The organism is Citrobacter telavivensis (assembly GCA_009363175.1).
GTDB classification, from domain to species: domain Bacteria; phylum Pseudomonadota; class Gammaproteobacteria; order Enterobacterales; family Enterobacteriaceae; genus Citrobacter_A; species Citrobacter_A telavivensis.
Window position 1 is genome coordinate 5,092,185 of sequence record CP045205.1, and the last position, 16,952, is coordinate 5,109,136.

General features: G+C 54.3%; 17 protein-coding genes. 3 read left to right on the top strand and 14 right to left on the bottom strand.

Annotation, left to right across the window (positions count from 1 at the left end):
• Nucleotides 1-7: 7 nt before the first annotated feature.
• Nucleotides 8-1,867 (bottom strand): bifunctional glutathionylspermidine amidase/synthase, encoded by a 1,860-nt coding sequence (locus GBC03_26840; protein ID QFS73575.1) that lies wholly within the window; start codon nt 1,865-1,867, stop codon nt 8-10.
• A 195-nt stretch (nt 1,868-2,062) separates the two neighbouring features.
• Between GBC03_26840 and yghU the strand changes: the two genes are divergently transcribed.
• Entirely contained in the window at nt 2,063-2,932 is an 870-nt protein-coding gene (gene yghU / locus GBC03_26845) for a glutathione-dependent disulfide-bond oxidoreductase (protein QFS73576.1), read from the top strand.
• A gap of 83 nt (nt 2,933-3,015) precedes the next feature.
• Here the strand turns inward: yghU and GBC03_26850 are convergent, their stop codons facing one another.
• The 10 genes from GBC03_26850 to hybO form a co-directional block, all read right to left on the bottom strand.
• On the bottom strand, nt 3,016-3,699 hold the full coding sequence (locus GBC03_26850) for a molybdate ABC transporter substrate-binding protein (GenBank protein QFS73577.1): 684 nt from the start codon (nt 3,697-3,699) through the stop codon (nt 3,016-3,018).
• Complete coding sequence (locus GBC03_26855; GenBank protein ID QFS73578.1) at nt 3,699-4,751, bottom strand: ABC transporter substrate-binding protein; 1,053 nt, start codon at nt 4,749-4,751, stop codon at nt 3,699-3,701. The genes GBC03_26850 and GBC03_26855 overlap by 1 nt, the downstream gene beginning before the upstream one ends.
• A 77-nt stretch (nt 4,752-4,828) precedes the next feature.
• Nucleotides 4,829-5,077, bottom strand: coding sequence for a hydrogenase maturation factor HybG (gene hybG / locus GBC03_26860; GenBank protein ID QFS73579.1), 249 nt, complete (start codon nt 5,075-5,077; stop codon nt 4,829-4,831).
• A 30-nt stretch (nt 5,078-5,107) separates the two neighbouring features.
• A complete protein-coding gene (hypA, locus tag GBC03_26865) occupies nt 5,108-5,449 on the bottom strand; it encodes a hydrogenase maturation nickel metallochaperone HypA (GenBank protein ID QFS73580.1) in 342 nt (113 codons plus the stop codon).
• Complete coding sequence (gene hybE / locus GBC03_26870) at nt 5,442-5,930, bottom strand: hydrogenase-2 assembly chaperone (protein ID QFS73581.1); 489 nt, start codon at nt 5,928-5,930, stop codon at nt 5,442-5,444. The genes hypA and hybE overlap by 8 nt, the downstream gene beginning before the upstream one ends.
• Entirely contained in the window at nt 5,923-6,417 is a 495-nt protein-coding gene (locus tag GBC03_26875; protein ID QFS73582.1) for a HyaD/HybD family hydrogenase maturation endopeptidase, read from the bottom strand. The genes hybE and GBC03_26875 overlap by 8 nt, the downstream gene beginning before the upstream one ends.
• Nucleotides 6,417-8,120, bottom strand: coding sequence for a hydrogenase 2 large subunit (hybC, locus tag GBC03_26880; GenBank protein QFS73583.1), 1,704 nt, complete (start codon nt 8,118-8,120; stop codon nt 6,417-6,419). Before hybC ends, GBC03_26875 begins: the two co-directional genes overlap by 1 nt.
• The gene (gene hybB / locus GBC03_26885; GenBank protein ID QFS73584.1) at nt 8,117-9,295 is read right to left on the bottom strand and encodes a Ni/Fe-hydrogenase cytochrome b subunit; all 1,179 of its coding nucleotides are present in this window, start codon (nt 9,293-9,295) and stop codon (nt 8,117-8,119) included. The genes hybC and hybB overlap by 4 nt, the downstream gene beginning before the upstream one ends.
• Nucleotides 9,285-10,271: a hydrogenase 2 operon protein HybA gene (gene hybA / locus GBC03_26890; protein QFS73585.1), complete on the bottom strand. Its 987-nt coding sequence runs from the start codon at nt 10,269-10,271 to the stop codon at nt 9,285-9,287. Before hybA ends, hybB begins: the two co-directional genes overlap by 11 nt.
• A gap of 2 nt (nt 10,272-10,273) precedes the next feature.
• Nucleotides 10,274-11,392 carry a hydrogenase 2 small subunit gene (hybO, locus tag GBC03_26895; protein ID QFS73586.1) on the bottom strand — a complete coding sequence of 373 codons (1,119 nt, stop codon included), beginning with the start codon at nt 11,390-11,392 and terminating at the stop codon, nt 10,274-10,276.
• A 253-nt stretch (nt 11,393-11,645) separates the two neighbouring features.
• On the opposite strand from hybO, the gene GBC03_26900 reads away from it, so the two are divergent.
• Nucleotides 11,646-12,677, top strand: coding sequence for an IS630-like element ISEc33 family transposase (locus GBC03_26900; GenBank protein QFS73587.1), 1,032 nt, complete (start codon nt 11,646-11,648; stop codon nt 12,675-12,677).
• 59 nt (nt 12,678-12,736) lie between these two features.
• Here the strand turns inward: GBC03_26900 and GBC03_26905 are convergent, their stop codons facing one another.
• The 3 genes from GBC03_26905 to GBC03_26915 form a co-directional block, all read right to left on the bottom strand.
• Nucleotides 12,737-13,024 carry a DUF2623 family protein gene (locus GBC03_26905; protein ID QFS73588.1) on the bottom strand — a complete coding sequence of 96 codons (288 nt, stop codon included), beginning with the start codon at nt 13,022-13,024 and terminating at the stop codon, nt 12,737-12,739.
• An 85-nt stretch (nt 13,025-13,109) separates the two neighbouring features.
• A complete protein-coding gene (locus GBC03_26910; GenBank protein QFS73589.1) occupies nt 13,110-14,750 on the bottom strand; it encodes a HAMP domain-containing protein in 1,641 nt (546 codons plus the stop codon).
• Nucleotides 14,751-14,939: 189 nt separating this feature from the next.
• Entirely contained in the window at nt 14,940-15,827 is an 888-nt protein-coding gene (locus GBC03_26915; protein ID QFS73590.1) for a dienelactone hydrolase family protein, read from the bottom strand.
• Nucleotides 15,828-15,908: 81 nt separating this feature from the next.
• On the opposite strand from GBC03_26915, the gene mgrA reads away from it, so the two are divergent.
• Nucleotides 15,909-16,949, top strand: coding sequence for an L-glyceraldehyde 3-phosphate reductase (gene mgrA, locus GBC03_26920; protein QFS73591.1), 1,041 nt, complete (start codon nt 15,909-15,911; stop codon nt 16,947-16,949).
• Nucleotides 16,950-16,952 lie beyond the last annotated feature (3 nt).

Here is a 16,952-nt window from a genome sequence, read left to right on the forward strand (position 1 = left end):
GAAGGGATCACCCCTTCAGTACTATCAGCGGTTCGATATCGCTCTCTTTCCTAATAACCAGCGATTCGTCGCCGCGCAGACAGGTGCCGCCGTAGTTTCCACCGACGGTAAAGGTGCACACCTGAATATACTTACCGGCAACGTTTGGCAGACACCATAGCTGCTGATAAATGTTTTTCTGTTCAGCAAATTTCCCGCTGGTTTTATCCAACAGCTCTTCCTGATGGCTGACCAAATCGATATTGCTACCACAGCGACCGGCAATCGGTTTCACCGCATACCCGGTTTGCGCCAGTTCATCATTGACGATGAAATCAGTATCCAACAGGTAACGATGATGCGGGAAAAGTTGCCAGAGGATCGGCAGAATCGCTTTGTTACCCGGGATCACCGTCCACAGTGGCTCAAAGACCAGCACTTCCGGGCGCAGCAGCACATCAATCAGCCGTACGTCCTGATCGGTATGCCCGGTACGAATCGGCACAGCGGCATACTCGGTTTCGCTGACTTCACGCACCTGCTCAATGGCCGTTTCCCATGCCCAGGTTTTCCAGACGCAGTTCACCAGGCGTCCTTCGCCGTCAATCAACTGACCAGCATCATCCCAGCGTAGTTCATCCAGCCCACGCAGGATCTTACTTTCAAACCCGGCCTGATGCAGCGCCTGCTGCATAAATTGCGCGTGGTAGTTCTCCTCAATATCCTTATCCTGCATGATGTGCACAAAAGGACGCGCGTGGCTGTGTTTCCAGGCTCCTGCCAGCTCGTTAATCAGTCCTTCTGCCGGGTTGTGCCCCTGCCCTTTATAGCCCTGCTCCGCCCAGCGCTCGAGGATTAGCCCCGCTTCGGTATGACACGAAGCGGAATCGGCATTGTATTCGTACACCTTCAGCCCACGCTCATCCATACAGAAATCCATACGACCGGTGATCATATGGTGGCGGCGACGCTGCCAGGAGAGACGCAAACGCGGCCAGAGGATTTTGGGAATGTCGAACAGCGCCAGCAGGTTATCATCTTTCAGCACCTTGTCTGTGGCGTGCAGATACATCAGATGCAGCTCGTTGGTCGCTTTGATCAACTCCTGCTCGGCACTCTCTGTAATCGTGAAATACTGGTATGGATCCTGATTGATCACGTGACCGTTTGCCGTTACATAGGCTTTTTGCAGCGGATCCTGTTCGTCCAGCCACTTGCCGTCAAACTGACCCTTTTCTTCCAGTCTTGCCGCGCCTATCTTCAGCGAATCATTGGCGATCCCCGGCTGCGGCAGGCTGTGCCTGGTATCGTCGGTCTGGATCATCCAGCCCAGAATGGTGGTGTCGTCAAAAGTGTCTTTCAGGGTATAGCAGCCATTTTCCACCACCATCTCCAGCTCACGCGTCCACTGCTGTCCGGGAGGAAGCGGAGTGTGAATGACATTCTGCTCGGCAATGCGGATTTTGTTGTCCAGCAACTGAGTAATAATCGCGACGTGGCCGGTGTCTTTAAATTCACCGCCTTTTTGCCAGATGAGCAACGCCCCGGCGACCGGCGCGCGGGGCGATCCGTTAGGAAACGCCTGCAACGGCAAAATGTTGTCGTTCACCACTTCGCGCAGGAAACGCAGCGAGAAGATCTCCCACGCCATACCGACATCGGTAAACACCGCACCATAATTCAGGAAGAGGAAACGGCGCGCGAATTCAACGCACTGCCATTTGTGGCCCATATATTCATTGTCGATATAGCTGCGAAATACAGCATCATCGTCATAGTCCCGTGGGTCGAGGGAGCTGTAATCTGAAGAGTAGATCGCTACACCACCGGGGGCATAGCCCAATAATGTCCCGAACGGGGCATCCTGACTGGTCGTTCCTTTGCTCATGCACCTTACCTCAAAACTATACAGCTGAGCAGCTTCTGCTTGCCTGCTCTACACCGCCGACCATCATACACCTCAACGCAGCGGGAGCGCGCGCAACAACAAAAAATAGCCAGGCGTAAATGTGCCAATCTGTTAAATGCGCGGGTGGTGACCTGCTACACTGCTTCAACACAACCACTCAGAAGGCAGGTCAACATGTCAGATAACACTTATCAGCCCGCGAAAGTCTGGACGTGGGAAAAATCCAGCGGCGGTGCATTCGCCAACATCAACCGTCCGATCTCCGGTTCAACTCACGACAAAGTGCTGCCCGTCGGTAAGCACCCGCTTCAGCTCTATTCACTGGGCACACCGAACGGCCAGAAAGTCACCATCATGCTGGAAGAACTGCTGGCGCAGGGAGTGAGCGGCGCGGAATACGATGCGTGGCTGATTCGCATTGGCGAAGGCGATCAGTTCTCCAGCGGCTTTGTGGAGGTTAACCCGAACTCGAAGATCCCGGCATTGCGCGATCATTCGCAGAATCCACCGGTGCGCGTGTTTGAGTCGGGATCGATCCTGCTGTATCTGGCGGAAAAGTTTGGCTATTTCCTGCCGCAGGATCGCGCAAAACGTACGGAAACCCTGAACTGGCTGTTCTGGCTCCAGGGCGCAGCGCCCTTCCTCGGCGGCGGTTTCGGCCACTTCTATCACTACGCACCGGTGAAGATTGAGTACGCGATCAACCGCTTTACGATGGAAGCCAAACGCCTGCTGGACGTGCTGGATAAGCAGCTCGCGAATAACGCTTTCGTGGCGGGCGATGAGTACACCATTGCCGATATGGCTATCTGGCCGTGGTTTGGCAACGTCGTGCTGGGCAATGTGTACGATGCGGCGGAATTCCTTGACGCAGGCAGCTACAAAAATGTGCAGCGCTGGGCGAAAGAGGTCGCTGAACGTCCGGCCGTTAAACGCGGGCGGATTGTGAATCGTACCAACGGGCCGTTGAATGAGCAGCTTCATGAACGTCATGACGCCGGTGATTTCGACACAAACACCGAAGATAAACGCCATCCGGCATAATGCTGCCTGATGGCGCTGCGCTTATCAGGCCTACCCTATTCCAACCGTAGGCCTGATCATACGCTGATGCCGCCCTCTGACAGTCAGGCGAATCCATGCTGACAAAGAATTAATCTCGCCTCAGGTGATAACAAAAAATCGGCGAACGGCTTTCCCTTGTCACTCAGGCAGGCAAATCCATACTCCGCGACCGGATTATATGGCTCCGGTATTTCTACCACCGTCAGCGTCTCAATCAGTCTGAGCCTCGGGGCATAGCTGGCATATCCAATGAAGACATCGGTGTCATCATTGCTGATTAACCACTCGGCTGCCAGACTTCCCGCCGGAAGGGGAAGCGTATCTCTGCCGCCGACCAGCGCCACCGCCCGTTCCCGGGCGCGCGTTCCCGCATCGCCCATCCGTGAAAAAAGCTGCTGCGTATAATCACCGGACGGATCGCATCCCGCTGTCGACGTGCCAATCCGCAGGTCCGGACGCGTTAACAGCGATAACCAGTCATCGCCTTCTCGCACTGCATCCGCCCGCACGGTAAGACACAGGCGATTGGTCGCGAAGGGAGCCACGGATTGTGCACGACCGGCGTCCAGCAGCGCTTGTGGATGCGCCATATTCGCCGAGGCAAAAAAGTCACAGGGCTCGCCAGCTTCAATCCGTTCGCGCAGCAACCCCGCCGGACCAAAATCACAAAGCACATCCTTCTCCTGAAAACAGGCCATCAGCGACTGCCATACCGCACGCAGACTCCCCGCAGCGAGGATGCGCATCAGTCAACGCCCTGATAGTCGGTGCGATAAAAACGCTGATACCACTCATTCGCCACATTGCGCATATCAATGTCCGTGAACTTCTGGGGGTACAACTTTTTCGCCATCCACAGTTCACCAATCCCCATCGCTTCCGGCATCGGATAACCCCAGGCTTTCGCGTAATCAGGCATCAGATAAACACGATGATTTTTCACTGCATCAATCACCTGCCACTGCGGGCTTTGCAGGATCTCATCAACCACTTTTGGATAGCGATCCTGCACAAAAATGACCTGCGGATTCCAGGCAATCACCTGTTCCATCGCCACCGGTTTGAAGCCCTTAACGGTTGAGGCCGCAACGTTCAGCGCCCCAGCGTGCGCCATCATCAGGCCGGTATATTTTCCTGAACCGTAGGTAGTCAGATCCGGGTTGGCCATATAGGCGCGAACGCGTTGATCTTCAGGGATCGCCTGCAAACGATCGCTCACCAGCTTGCGTCCTTTATCGGTGGCGTCAATCAGCGCTTTCGCCTCTTGCGGTTTATTAACAATATCGCCGATAAGCGTGATCCCTTCCCGCAAGCCCCGCTCGTAAGCCTGTTCCTCATCCGCCATGGTCGGATTCAGTTTGGCTTGTTCCCCTGCCGCGTCATGGCGCAGAGAGACTGCCACCACTGGAATGCCGAGACTGCTGATTTTGTCGATCATCTCCTGCGGCGCGTAGTTTGTGACAAACACGACCTGCGGGTGCAGCGCCACCAGCTGTTCCGGATCCACGTGGGTTAAATCGCCCAGCGCGGTTTTCTGGGCCAGTTCCGGCGCCAGTCGCGCGTAGCCATCACCCAGTTGTTGCTTCCAGTTCGCCATCACGCCGACAATTTTGTCGGTCGCATTCATCTGCACCAACAGATTGAGCGTCTGATGCTGGAGCACCACAACGCGATCCACCTTATCCGGCACGGTGACCTGGCGGCCAATTTGATCGGTAAAGGTACGGTCGGCTTGCGCCATGAAGGGGAGAGGGAAAAGTAACGCCAGCAGGGAGAGCTGGCGTAAGAATTTAAGCATGAGTGTATCCTCGCATTCGGTGTATAATTAAGTATACAGCGATGAAAGAACACTTAACAGACTGTCATCAGGGGTTATCAGGCGCTGGTCACGTCGTACTCCATACGGCGTAGCGCATCCAGCGTGGCTTTGGCTTCTTCTTCATCAATGATGCTCATCGCAAACCCCACATGCACTAACACCCACTGCCCGACCAGTTGTGCAGGACTGTCTTCACAGATTAGCGCAATATTCACATCACGTTTGATGCCGCACACTTCCACCTGCGCAAGCTGGTGAATATCTTCACCGACGGCCAGAACCTGGCCCGGAACGCCTATACACATATCTGACTCCGCCCCATGTCACATCACGGGTTATTCAACTTCAATACTTTTCACTTTCAGCGAATCGCCGGTATCAACACGCAGACGATCGCCATGACAACGCGGACACTGTGCATCGTGCTGAGTGATTTCAACTGCCTGACTGCAATCCCAGCACCATGCCTGTGCCGGTTTGTAGTCGATGTGCAATTCACAGCCTTGCGCCACCGTCCCCTGGCAGACAATGTCAAAACTAAAACGAACCGCGCTCTCTTCAACACAGGACAGCGCGCCAATCTCCAGCCACACGCCGGTGACGCGCTTTACGCCATGCTGTTCAGCCTGCTGTTGAATGATTTCAACCGCACTCTGACAAAGAGACAGCTCATGCATTCTGTAAGCCCCGACGCCCGAACAGCAATGCGCGACGGCTTGTCTGCGGCGCATCCGGATCGCTGACCGGCAGCGACAACAGCATCCGCGCGCAGTCATCGGCCAGACGCACACCCTCCTGTGCCGACAAACTGTGATTGAGCGGCGACATCAGGGAACAGCCGAGGTATTGCGATACGCCGTCCAGCTCGCCCACGGTGAACGTCATCGTGCCATACGGCAGACGCAGCCCGAGCTTTTCACTGACTTTACGCACTGGCCAGAGCTGGTCTGGCCCGGGGAAAATCAGCGCACTCAGCATCCACGGCGTAATCACGCATCCTGTCCACTGCCCTTCAAACAGGGTAAAGTCAGAGACATACACCGGCATATCAGGATGCAGGAAGGACAGATCGTGCATTGAACGCTGCGCAATCGCTTCAAACGCGGCCTGAACCTGTGCCTTTGGAGCCGTCTGGAACCCGGAGATCTCCTCAGACATGCGTTACCTCCCGTGGGATCGCTTCAACGCCCGACTCACGCAGCGCGGCCAGAACCTGCGCAAGCGCAGGTTCAATCATCGCTTCAACCGTTGGCGTTAAGCCAATGTTCGGCTCCAGCGATTCCGGAATGACGCCAATCAACGTCAGTTTTTTCGGGAACTCACCGGTGAAGCGAAGGGCCGACAGAACGTCGGCCAGGCCCAGCTGATGCGGGGAGATCTTGTTGGTAAACAGCGCCGGCACCTCATCATCCCGCAGGATCATCAGCGTACCCGGGGCGTTTTTTCTCGAGACAATGGCATCCGCAATGATCAGATGATCCCGGTTTGCCATGTCGCCGAGCAACTCCATGCCCGCCGTACCGCCATCAAGGATTTCAACGAAATCCGGCAATTCATATCGCTGCTCTAAGGCTTCAACGATACGAACGCCGATGGCTTCATCGGTCAGCAAAATATTGCCGACCCCTAAAACTAAAATCCGCATCACAGAACCTTTACAGAGACAACTTCGTTCCCGTCAGCGTCAACAACATGCACTGCACACGCCATGCAAGGATCGAAAGAGTGAATAGTACGTACCACTTCCAACGGTTTTTCCGGATCGGCAATCGGCGTGCCTACCAGCGACTGTTCGTACGGACCGACGTCATCGTTGAAGTTACGCGGACCGGAGTTCCAGGTTGACGGTACTACCGCCTGGTAGTTGCTGATAATGCCGTCTTTAATCACCATCCAGTGAGAGAGCATCCCGCGCGGTGCTTCAAGGAAACCGACGCCTTTAAATTCACCCGTCGCCGGAATATTCGGTTTCACGAACGTGGTGTGGTCACCTTTACCGATGTTGGCAATCAGCGCACTGTACTGGCTCTGCAGGATACCCTGTAGTTCACAGCAGTGAACGGTACGGCCAATAATACGCCCCAGCGTGGAGTGCAACTGCGCCACTTCCAGCGTTTTACCGGTCAGCGCCTGATAAATCGCAATGATTTCATTCAGTTTTGCCTTCGTGGACTCACGTCCGGAGGCCAGTTTCACCAGCATATTCGCCAGCGGTCCCACTTCGACGGTTTTACCGTAGAACGTTGGGGATTTCACCCATGAATATTTGCCGTCATCTGACCAGCCGTTATAGTCCGGAATGGTCGTCCCTTCCCACGGCGCCTGCGGGGCTTCGTCTTTATACCAGGCGTGTTTGGCGCTCTCCTGAATCCCTTTGATCAGGTACTCGTCGGAGTGAGAGGAGATCGGGCGATAGCTCGACAGATCCGCATTTTCGATATAGCCACCCGGGAACAGGAAGCTGCCGTTCTTACCGTCGGTCGGGAATTCCGGCGCAGCCAGATAGTTAACCGCCCCTTTACCATGTTCCAGCCAGTCCGGATAGAACGCGGCAATCACCGCCGTATCCACCTTGTAGACCTGTTCAACGAAGTCGCTCAGTTTGTCGATGAAGGACTTGATGTACATCAGGCGTTCCAGGTTCAGTACGCCCAGGCCGTCGAGGTTGATCGGGTTGGCAACGCCACCCACCGCCAGGTTCTGGATGTGCGGTGTTTTACCGCCCAGCAACGCCACCACGCGGTTGGCATCACGCTGACATTCCAGCGCCTGCAGGTAGTGAGCAACGGCGATCAGGTTCACTTCCGGCGGCAGTTTCATCGCCGGGTGTCCCCAGTAACCGTTGGCGAAAATCCCCAACTGGCCGCTGGCAACCAGGTCCTTGATCTTATTCTGAACTTTCGTGAACTCTTCCGCGCTGTTCAGATGCCAGGTCGACACGCCGTTCAGCATCGCTGACGCTTTTGCCGGATCGGCTTTCAGCGCAGAGGTGATATCCACCCAGTCCAGCGCCGAGAGCTGATAGAAGTGCACAATGTGGTCATGAGTGGTATGCGCCGACAGAATGATGTTACGGATATACTGGGCGTTAACCGGAACGTCAATGTTCAGCGCGCTTTCTGCCGCACGAACGGAGGCAATCGCGTGCGTTGTCGTACAAACGCCGCAAATACGCTGCACAATCATCCACGCGTCACGAGGATCGCGATTCTTCACGATCTCTTCCATACCGCGCCACATGGTGCCGGAAGCCCATGCTTTTGAAACAACGCCGTTTTCGATTTCGCAATCGATACGTAAGTGCCCCTCAATACGGGTTACAGGATCAATAGTAATTCTCTGGCTCATGCTTTGCTCGCCTCATGACGATTGTGATCGTTTTGTTTTAAAGGAGGAAGTATCGGCAGTAGACGAATGAGTACGATGTAAGCGCAAATCTCAATAGCCACAAAACCAATAGAAATCAACAGTTCTTCCCAGGTCGGGAAGTAGTGGTAGCCACCACCTGGATTAAATGCCACCAGCGAATAGGACAGACGCCATGCAGCACAACCCAGCAGCGCACTGAGCGCAGACAGGTACAGCATACGAGAGTCATTGCGCAGTTTCGCCACGCGCAGCACCACTATCGGGAAGACCATCAGCACGACTTCAAGCCAGAACATTGCTGAGTAGAAATCGCCGGCAAAGGCATATGACAGCTTGTCCCGGTAAATCAGTTCACCAAAGCGCAGAACGACAAAGATCGCCAACATCACGCTGATGGTGTTCGTCAACTTGATAAACAGGTTCTTCTCATCCGGACCGTTTCCTCTCAGGCCAGCCTGAACCAGCGAACCTTCAAAGATGACGATCGAGAAGCCCATAATAAAGGCGGTCAATACCGAGAACAGCGGCAGCATTTCATAGCTCTGCCACAGCGGATGCACCTTATAGCCTGCCGAGATCATCAGCGAGCCCATGGAGGACTGGTGCATGGTTGGCAGCAGCGCGCCGAGGGCGATGATGAAGAACATCAGCTTGTTCAGACGCTTCAGCGACACCTTCCAGCCCAGACGTTCAAACAGCGCAGGGGCAAACTCAAGCGCCATCACCCCAATGTAGATGGTCATACAGACCGCCGTCTCGAACAGAACCGAGTTCACGTTGAAGTGACCCGGAATGTAGAAGTACGGCAGGTTCCAGTAACGACCCACGTCAATGGTGATAGACAAGCCACCCAGAGAATAACCAAACAGGCTCGCCAGCAGCGCCGGACGCACCAGCGGATGGTACTGTCCCCGGTTGAAGACATATACCGCCCACGCCAGCGCCCAACCGCCACAGGCAAAGCCGGTGCCGATTAACAGGTCAAAGGCAATCCAGACGCCCCACGGGAAACCGCCGTTCAGATCGGAGACAGACCCCAATCCAAATACCAGACGCTTCACAATAAGGAGCATGCAGAGGATGATTAACGGCCCGAAGATGATGACCGGTTTGCTGATAATTTTGCCGCCCAGCGGTTTAGGATCATGACTCATGATCGTCTCCTCCGTCGTGATGGTCGTTTTTGGTATTACGACGAACCAGCACGGTCAAGCCCGCCAGCACGGCCAGTGGTAGCATCATGCCTTTATACAGGGTGTGTTGAACATGTTCGGAACGCGCGCCGGTTGAAATCTCATCCAGCTTCGGCATATCCAGATTCTCGTAAGGCACCCCGGTCAGTACTAACACCTGCGTTCCGCCGCCCTCTTTCTCACCGTAAAGATGCGGATAGTACTTCGGCACGGTATGCACGTAGGTATCGCCCGTTTTCACGGTTTGACGCGGATAGTGGTATTCACTGCCAGGCTTCAGCGCCAGGCGTTTTTGCGCCTCGGCCATCAACTCTTCGCGGGTACCAAAAATAACCGCACCGGCAGGACAAACCTCAACACAGCCTGGCAAGCCGCCCTTATCGAGACGCTCAACGCCTTTCTGGTTACACAGTTCACATTTGTGAAGCGCACCAAACGGGTTGTTGTAGTCGTACTTTGGCACGTTGTACGGACAGGCAACCATGCAGTAACGGCAGCCAGTGCAGACGTCTTTGTTGTAATGAACGATGCCGGTTTTCGGATCTTTTTTCAGTGCGGAAACCGGGCAGACAGAGACGCAGTTGGGATCGACGCAGTGCATACATTGTTTTTTGATGTATGCATAGCCATTCTCTTCCTGATCTTTATTCACGCCTGTACCGCTACGCCACACTTGAATGATGTTGTTGGTATACGGTGACAGTTTGTCGTTGTTCGACCAGGTCTGCGCCCCTTCAGGGTTACGCATCGGGAAGTTGATATCCTGACACTTGGTCACACAGGCCTGACAGCCCACGCACAGCGTCGAGTCATACAACATACCCAGAGAACCGGGGATGGGCGGGCGATTTTCTGCAGCCGCGTGGCTGATAGACGGCGCAGCGCCTAACAGCAACGCCCCGCCGGAGGCTGCTTTGATAAAATTACGTCTGTTCACGGTTATTCTCCCCGTGAGTCAGCGTTATCTTTCTTTTGCTGACGCCCCAGTTCACGTACCGCCATCACGCTGACACCGGCCACCAGACCGACAACGCCGCCAAGCAACCCGATAGCGCCGGCAGAGATGTTGCCGCCCTCTTTCATGTTCACATCAGGTTTTTCGGAGCGCGGTGTCTGATTTTCCACATGGGCAAGTTGGTGAATGCCCTTATGGAAACCAACGCCTTCTTCGTTACAGCCATAGCAAGGATGACCAATCGCCACTGGCCATACGCCGCCAACGTCGCAGAATTGCAGCGTGGAGCAGTTGCCCCAGGTTTCGGGTCCTTTACAGCCGAGGTGGTAAAGGCACCAGCCTTCACGGTGACCTTCATCGCCGAATTCTTTCGCAAAGCGACCGGCATCGAAGTGTGGACGCCGTTCGCAGTGTTCGTGAATCAGGCGGCCATAGGCAAAGGTTGGACGGTTTTTCGCATCCAGTTTCGGCGGTTTGCCCCAGGTGATGATATGGGCGACTGTCGCCAGGAAGTTATGCGGGTTCGGTGGGCAGCCTGGAATGTTGATAATGGTTTTACCTGGCAGAACTTCCTGCAGGCCAACTGCACCGGTCGGGTTCACGCCGGCAGCGGCGACGCCGCCCCACGCAGCACAGGAACCGATAGCGATAATCGCTGCCGCACCTTCTGCCGCTTTGCGGATATGATCCACAATCGGCTCACCGGCAACCATACAGTAAATACCGTTATCTTTTAATGGGATAGAACCATCAACAACCAACACATACTGCCCTTTGTACTTCTCAAGCGCATTGTGTTTGTTCTCTTCAACCTGGTGGCCGAAGGCGGCGGAAAGCACCTCATGATATTCCAGAGAGATGGTCTCCAGAACGAGGTTTTCTACCGTGGGGTGGGTCGCGCGAAGGAGGGATTCGGTACACCCTGTGCACTCCTGAGCACCAATCCAGACAACCGGTGGGCGCTGCGGACGGGATACCGATTCAGCCATTTCGGCGGCGGCTTTGCTACTGAGCCCCATCGTGGCGGCGAGTGCTGCACAAAGCTTCATGAAATCACGACGGTTTACGCCATGGGAATTAATGAGAGTGTTATCTCCAGTCATTTTATAGTTATTCCGTTACGAAGACCTGGCTCTTATTTTGCAACAATCACAAATCCGTAACTGCGATCGCTGCGCCATTTACCACACTTTTGTTATGGTTATGTAGCCTATGATACTGCGAGGGAATAACAAAACGAAGGGAGTAGTGGCTAAATAGCTGCGCGGAATAGTAGATCACTGAAAGGGAACTCAGCCCGGATTGTGCGATCTGATCAATCGCCAAACCAACCAAAACCACCAACCGGACTGAGCGATGCCGATCATAGCACCAATACCCCGTGGCGAACGACGCCTGATGCAGAAAGCTATTCATAAAACGCGCGATAAAAATCATGCCCGCAGACTCACGGCCATGCTGATGCTTCATCGGGGTGAACGGGTCAGCGATGTTGCCAGAACTCTCTGTTGTGCCCGTTCATCCGTTGGTCGCTGGATTAACTGGTTTACGCACTCAGGTATTGAAGGCCTGAAATCCTTACCCGCAGGGCGCTCCCGACGCTGGCCTTTTGAACATATCTGCACCCTGTTACGTGAGCTGATAAAGCATTCTCCCGGCGATTTTGGTTATCAACGTTCACGCTGGAGCACCGAATTACTGGCAATAAAAATCAATGAGATAACCGGTTGCCAGTTACATGCAGGAACCGTTCGCCGCTGGTTGCCATCTGCGGGGCTTGTATGGCGCAGGGCCGCGCCAACTCTGCGTATCCGTGACCCACATAAAGATGAAAAGATGGCGGTAATCCACAAAGCGCTGGATGAATGCAGCGCAGAGCATCCGGTATTTTATGAAGATGAAGTGGATATCCACCTTAATCCTAAAATCGGTGCGGACTGGCAGTTGCGCGGACAGCAGAAACGGGTAGTGACGCCGGGGCAGAACGAAAAATACTATCTGGCCGGCGCACTGCACAGTGGCACGGGTAAAGTCAGCTACGTGGGCGGCAACAGCAAAAGTTCAGCGCTGTTTATCGCTCTGCTGAAGCACCTGAAAGCCACTTACCGGCGGGCGAAAACAATCACGCTGATCGTTGATAACTACATTATCCATAAAAGCCGCGAAACACAGCGCTGGTTGAAAGCAAATCCCAAGTTCAGGGTAATTTACCAGCCGGTTTACTCGCCGTGGGTGAATCATGTGGAACGGCTATGGCAGGCACTTCATGACACGATAACCCGTAATCATCAGTGCCGCTCAATGTGGCAGTTACTGAAAAAGGTCCGCCATTTTATGGAAACCGCCAGCCCATTCCCCGGAGGAAAACATGGTCAGGCAAAAGTGTAGCGGTATTAGGCACAGCTATTTAGTGTAATTAATTAAAGCAAGATAATACCCCCTTTGGATCAACCTTCGAGCCGATAGCCGGCCATGAAAAAGCGAATTGTGGTGCTGGACTGATTTTCCCGAAAGAAGTCCATCACCATCTCTTTATCCAACCCATAGCGGCGCGTCAGGATCCCCGCTTCCCAGGCGCTAAGTTGCCTGTCGCCGGTTTTTTCAAACATGCGATGCGAGAATCCTAATACGAAGCCGCGTTTATAATCCGAACAAAAATCCGCCACATTGCGAGCGCTGTCAGCCTGCGTGGCGCTTAATCCGGCCATCAGGCCCTTGCCAAAATGATTGTTCATGACCCCTCCTTAATCGCTATATAATAAATTATATAGCGATCTTTTAAGCAAAGGCCAGAGGGTTCAGAGACTTTTTTACTGTTCCTTAAAACGCCACCCACTCATCACCTGGCGCAGCGGGTGCCTGGCGTCGCTGAGCGACGGGAGCGGCACTTTTGGCGGGGTGATTGGGCGTGTCATTTTGCGATAACCGGAACTGTTGCACAGAACGTTGTAAATCTTCCGTTTGTCTTTCCAGTGCCGCAGCGGCGGCAGAAACCTGTTCCACCAGCGCGGCGTTTTGCTGCGTGACGCCATCCATCTGGGTAATCGCAACACCCACCTGAGAAATCCCTTTGCTCTGTTCTTCCGACGCTGAGGCTATTTGTTTCATGATGGTATTGACCTCCGTCACGCCGCTCAGGATCGCCTCCATCGTTGAACCGGTATCCTTCACCAGTACCGCTCCGTGGTCGACGCGGCGAGCGGATTCGGCAATCAGCGTTTCAATTTCTTTTGCCGCGTTCGCGCTGCGGCTCGCCAGATTACGCACCTCGCCGGCGACAACGGCAAATCCACGCCCTTGTTCACCCGCACGCGCGGCTTCAACCGCCGCGTTTAATGCAAGAATATTGGTCTGGAAGGCAATGCTATTAATGACGGTCGTAATTTCAGCAATCTGCTTCGAGCTGGCGGAAATACCGTCCATTGTCTCGACCACTTCAGACACCAGCGAACCGCCTTTACCTGCTGTGCGTGATGCAGACTCAGCCAGAAGGCTGGCCTGACGCGCGTTATCCGCATTCAGCTTCACCGTGGCGGTAAGCTGCTCCATGCTCGCGGCCGTCTCTTCCAGCGCAGCGGCCTGCTCTTCCGTTCGCGATGAAAGATCGTTGTTGCCGCTGGAGATTTCAGTGGCCCCGCGCCAGATGTTGTCGCTACCGGAACGGATCGTGTTTACCGCATCGCGCAGGCTGTCCTGCATCGTGCGCAATAAAGGCACCAGTTGACCGACACAGTTGCGGCCTATGTCGTCAATCGGCTGACTGAGGTCGCCCTGGGCTATCTGGCGAAACTGTTGGCGAATTCGCGCCAGCGGTTTCACCAGCATGGTCACCAGATAGCGATCGGTGAAGAAGAGGATCGCAATGCCCAGGATCACTGCGCCGATGATCAGAGTACGGATGATCGACGTTTTGCTATCCACCATCACGCGGGTTTGATCAAGCATCACACCCGCGGCTTTATTAAAGCGTTCCGCACTGGCACCAAACGCCCGGCTCAATACTGGCGTCACTTTGTTTGCCTGTTCGCTCCAGGCGCTCTGAGTCCCCTGTTGCGCCAGCTGCATTTGCGGCGTGACGCCTTTGTCGAGGAGATCCTGCCAGCTCGCCAGCACCGCGGCGGAGACGTCGGGATCCATCGGGCCTGGCGAAAGGGTTTTCATCTCTTGCAGATTTTTGCTCATGTTATCCAGCGCCTGCTGGACGGGAGCGAAATCCGGCGTGCCGCCGCTGGCTTTCAACTCCATCGCGCGGCTGAGTCGGGTGACAAAGCGGAAATACTGATCGTTGCCCTGGCTGAGCACCGTCATCTGACGAACAAGATGGCGATCGACTTCGTTACCATCAGCGACACGAGAAAGAGACCAGGTGCTGTACAAACCCACACCCATCCACATTAAACAGAAAATACCAAGGATCGTCAGCATGACGACCCGGATGGTGAAATTACGCAGTATGTACATATATGTTCCTTGCCGTTAGGGAAAAGTCGCCCAGAGGCGAGTCTTAATCTCGTTATCGGCAAGGAATGAAGAATATATACTGACTTTTGTTTTTTTTACTTTCATAAACAATATCCCCGTTTCTTATATTCCTATAATTAACAATGAAAAACACCGGGAATATTACCTAACTAATGATTATCCTGTTATTTATGATAAATATTTTTCGAACCATGCCAGCGTTCTTTGCCAGGCCAGCTCAGCAGCGGCCTGGTCATACCGCGGCGTAGAGTCATTATGAAAGCCATGATTCACGCCGGGATAAATATAAGCTTCATAAACTTTATTATTCTCTTTCAACGCAGCTTCATACGCCGGCCAGCCCTCATTGATATTTTTATCCAGCGCCGCGTAATGCAGCAATATCGGCGCCTTTATCTTCGGCACATCCGCCGCGGCAGGCTGGCGGCCATAAAACGGTACCGCGCACTCCAGTTCCGGATAGGCTACGGCCGCCGCATTCGAGACACCGCCACCGTAGCAAAATCCGGTGATCCCCACTTTCCCGCTGGCCTCAGGGTGTTGTTTCATAAACTCGACGGCGGCGAAAAAGTCATTCATCAACTTCGTCGGATCCACTTTCTGCTGCAAAACTTTCCCTTCTTCATCGTTTCCAGGGTAGCCGCCCACCGAGCTTAAACCGTCGGGTGCCAGCGCAATGTAGCCCGCTTTCGCGACCCGCCTTGCGACATCTTCAATATAGGGATTCAGGCCCCGGTTCTCATGCACCACTACCACAGCAGGCACGTTGCCCGTCGCGTTGGCCGGTTTCACCAGATAGCCGCGCACGTTGCCATGACCGTTTGGCGACGGATAGTGAATATACTCAGGCAAAATATCGGGATCGGTGAATTTCACCTGTTCCGCCAGCGCATAGTTGGGCTTGAGCATATTGAACAGCGCCAGCGCCGTCACCCCGCCAACGGCGTACTTTGCCGCGAGATTGAGGAACTCTCGTTTCGAGATTTTCCCGTGTGCGTAGTAGTCGTAATAATCGAGCAACTCCTGCGGAAAATCTTTGGCTGTCAGACGCGTCATCGCATATCTCCGGAATTTGTGATTTTATAAGCATAGAATGAAAACGCTGTTTCGAAAATTCATCACCTGAAAGGAGACATCATGTCCTGGAACGCCTCCCCTGACCGCTATGAGAATATGCAGTACCGCTACTGCGGTAAAAGCGGCCTCCGACTGCCCGCGCTATCACTCGGTCTGTGGCACAGCTTCGGTCACGTTCAAGCCCTCGACTCGCAGCGCGCGCTGCTGCGAAAAGCCTTTGATCTCGGCATTACCCACTTTGACTTAGCCAACAACTACGGGCCGCCTCCGGGCAGTGCGGAAGAAAACTTCGGCCGCCTGCTGCGCGAAGACTTTGCCGCCTTGCGCGATGAGCTGATCGTCTCGACCAAAGCCGGTTACGATATGTGGCCAGGCCCCTATGGTTCCGGCGGCTCGCGGAAATATCTCCTCGCCAGCCTCGATCAGAGCCTGAAGCGTATGGGACTGGATTACGTCGATATTTTCTATTCTCACCGCGTAGATGAGAACACACCGATGGAAGAAACGGCGTCCGCGCTGGCTCACGCCGTACAAAGTGGTAAAGCGCTGTATGTCGGCATTTCGTCTTACTCGCCGGAGCGAACGCAAAAAATGGCTGAGCTTTTGCGCGAGTGGAAAATCCCGCTGCTGATCCATCAGCCTTCTTACAATCTGCTGAACCGCTGGGTAGATAAAAGCGGTTTGCTGGATACGTTAAAAGCCAACGGTGTCGGCTGTATCGCCTTTACACCACTGGCACAGGGGTTGCTCACCGGGAAGTATTTGAACGGCATCCCGGACGGCTCACGTATGCAGCGCGAAGGGAAGAAAGTACGTGGTCTGACGGAGAATATGCTGACGGAAGCGAACCTCAGCAGTCTGCGTCTGCTTAATGAGATGGCGCAACAGCGCGGTCAGTCAATGGCGCAAATGGCGCTCAGTTGGCTGTTGAAAGACGATCGCGTCACCTCGGTATTGATTGGCGCAAGCCGCCCGGAACAACTAGAAGAAAACGCTCAGGCGCTGAAAAATCTGTCGTTCACTGCTGAAGAGCTGGCGCAGATTGATAAGCATGTCGCTGACGGTGAACTGAACCTCTGGCAGGCGTCGTCCGATAAGTAACGC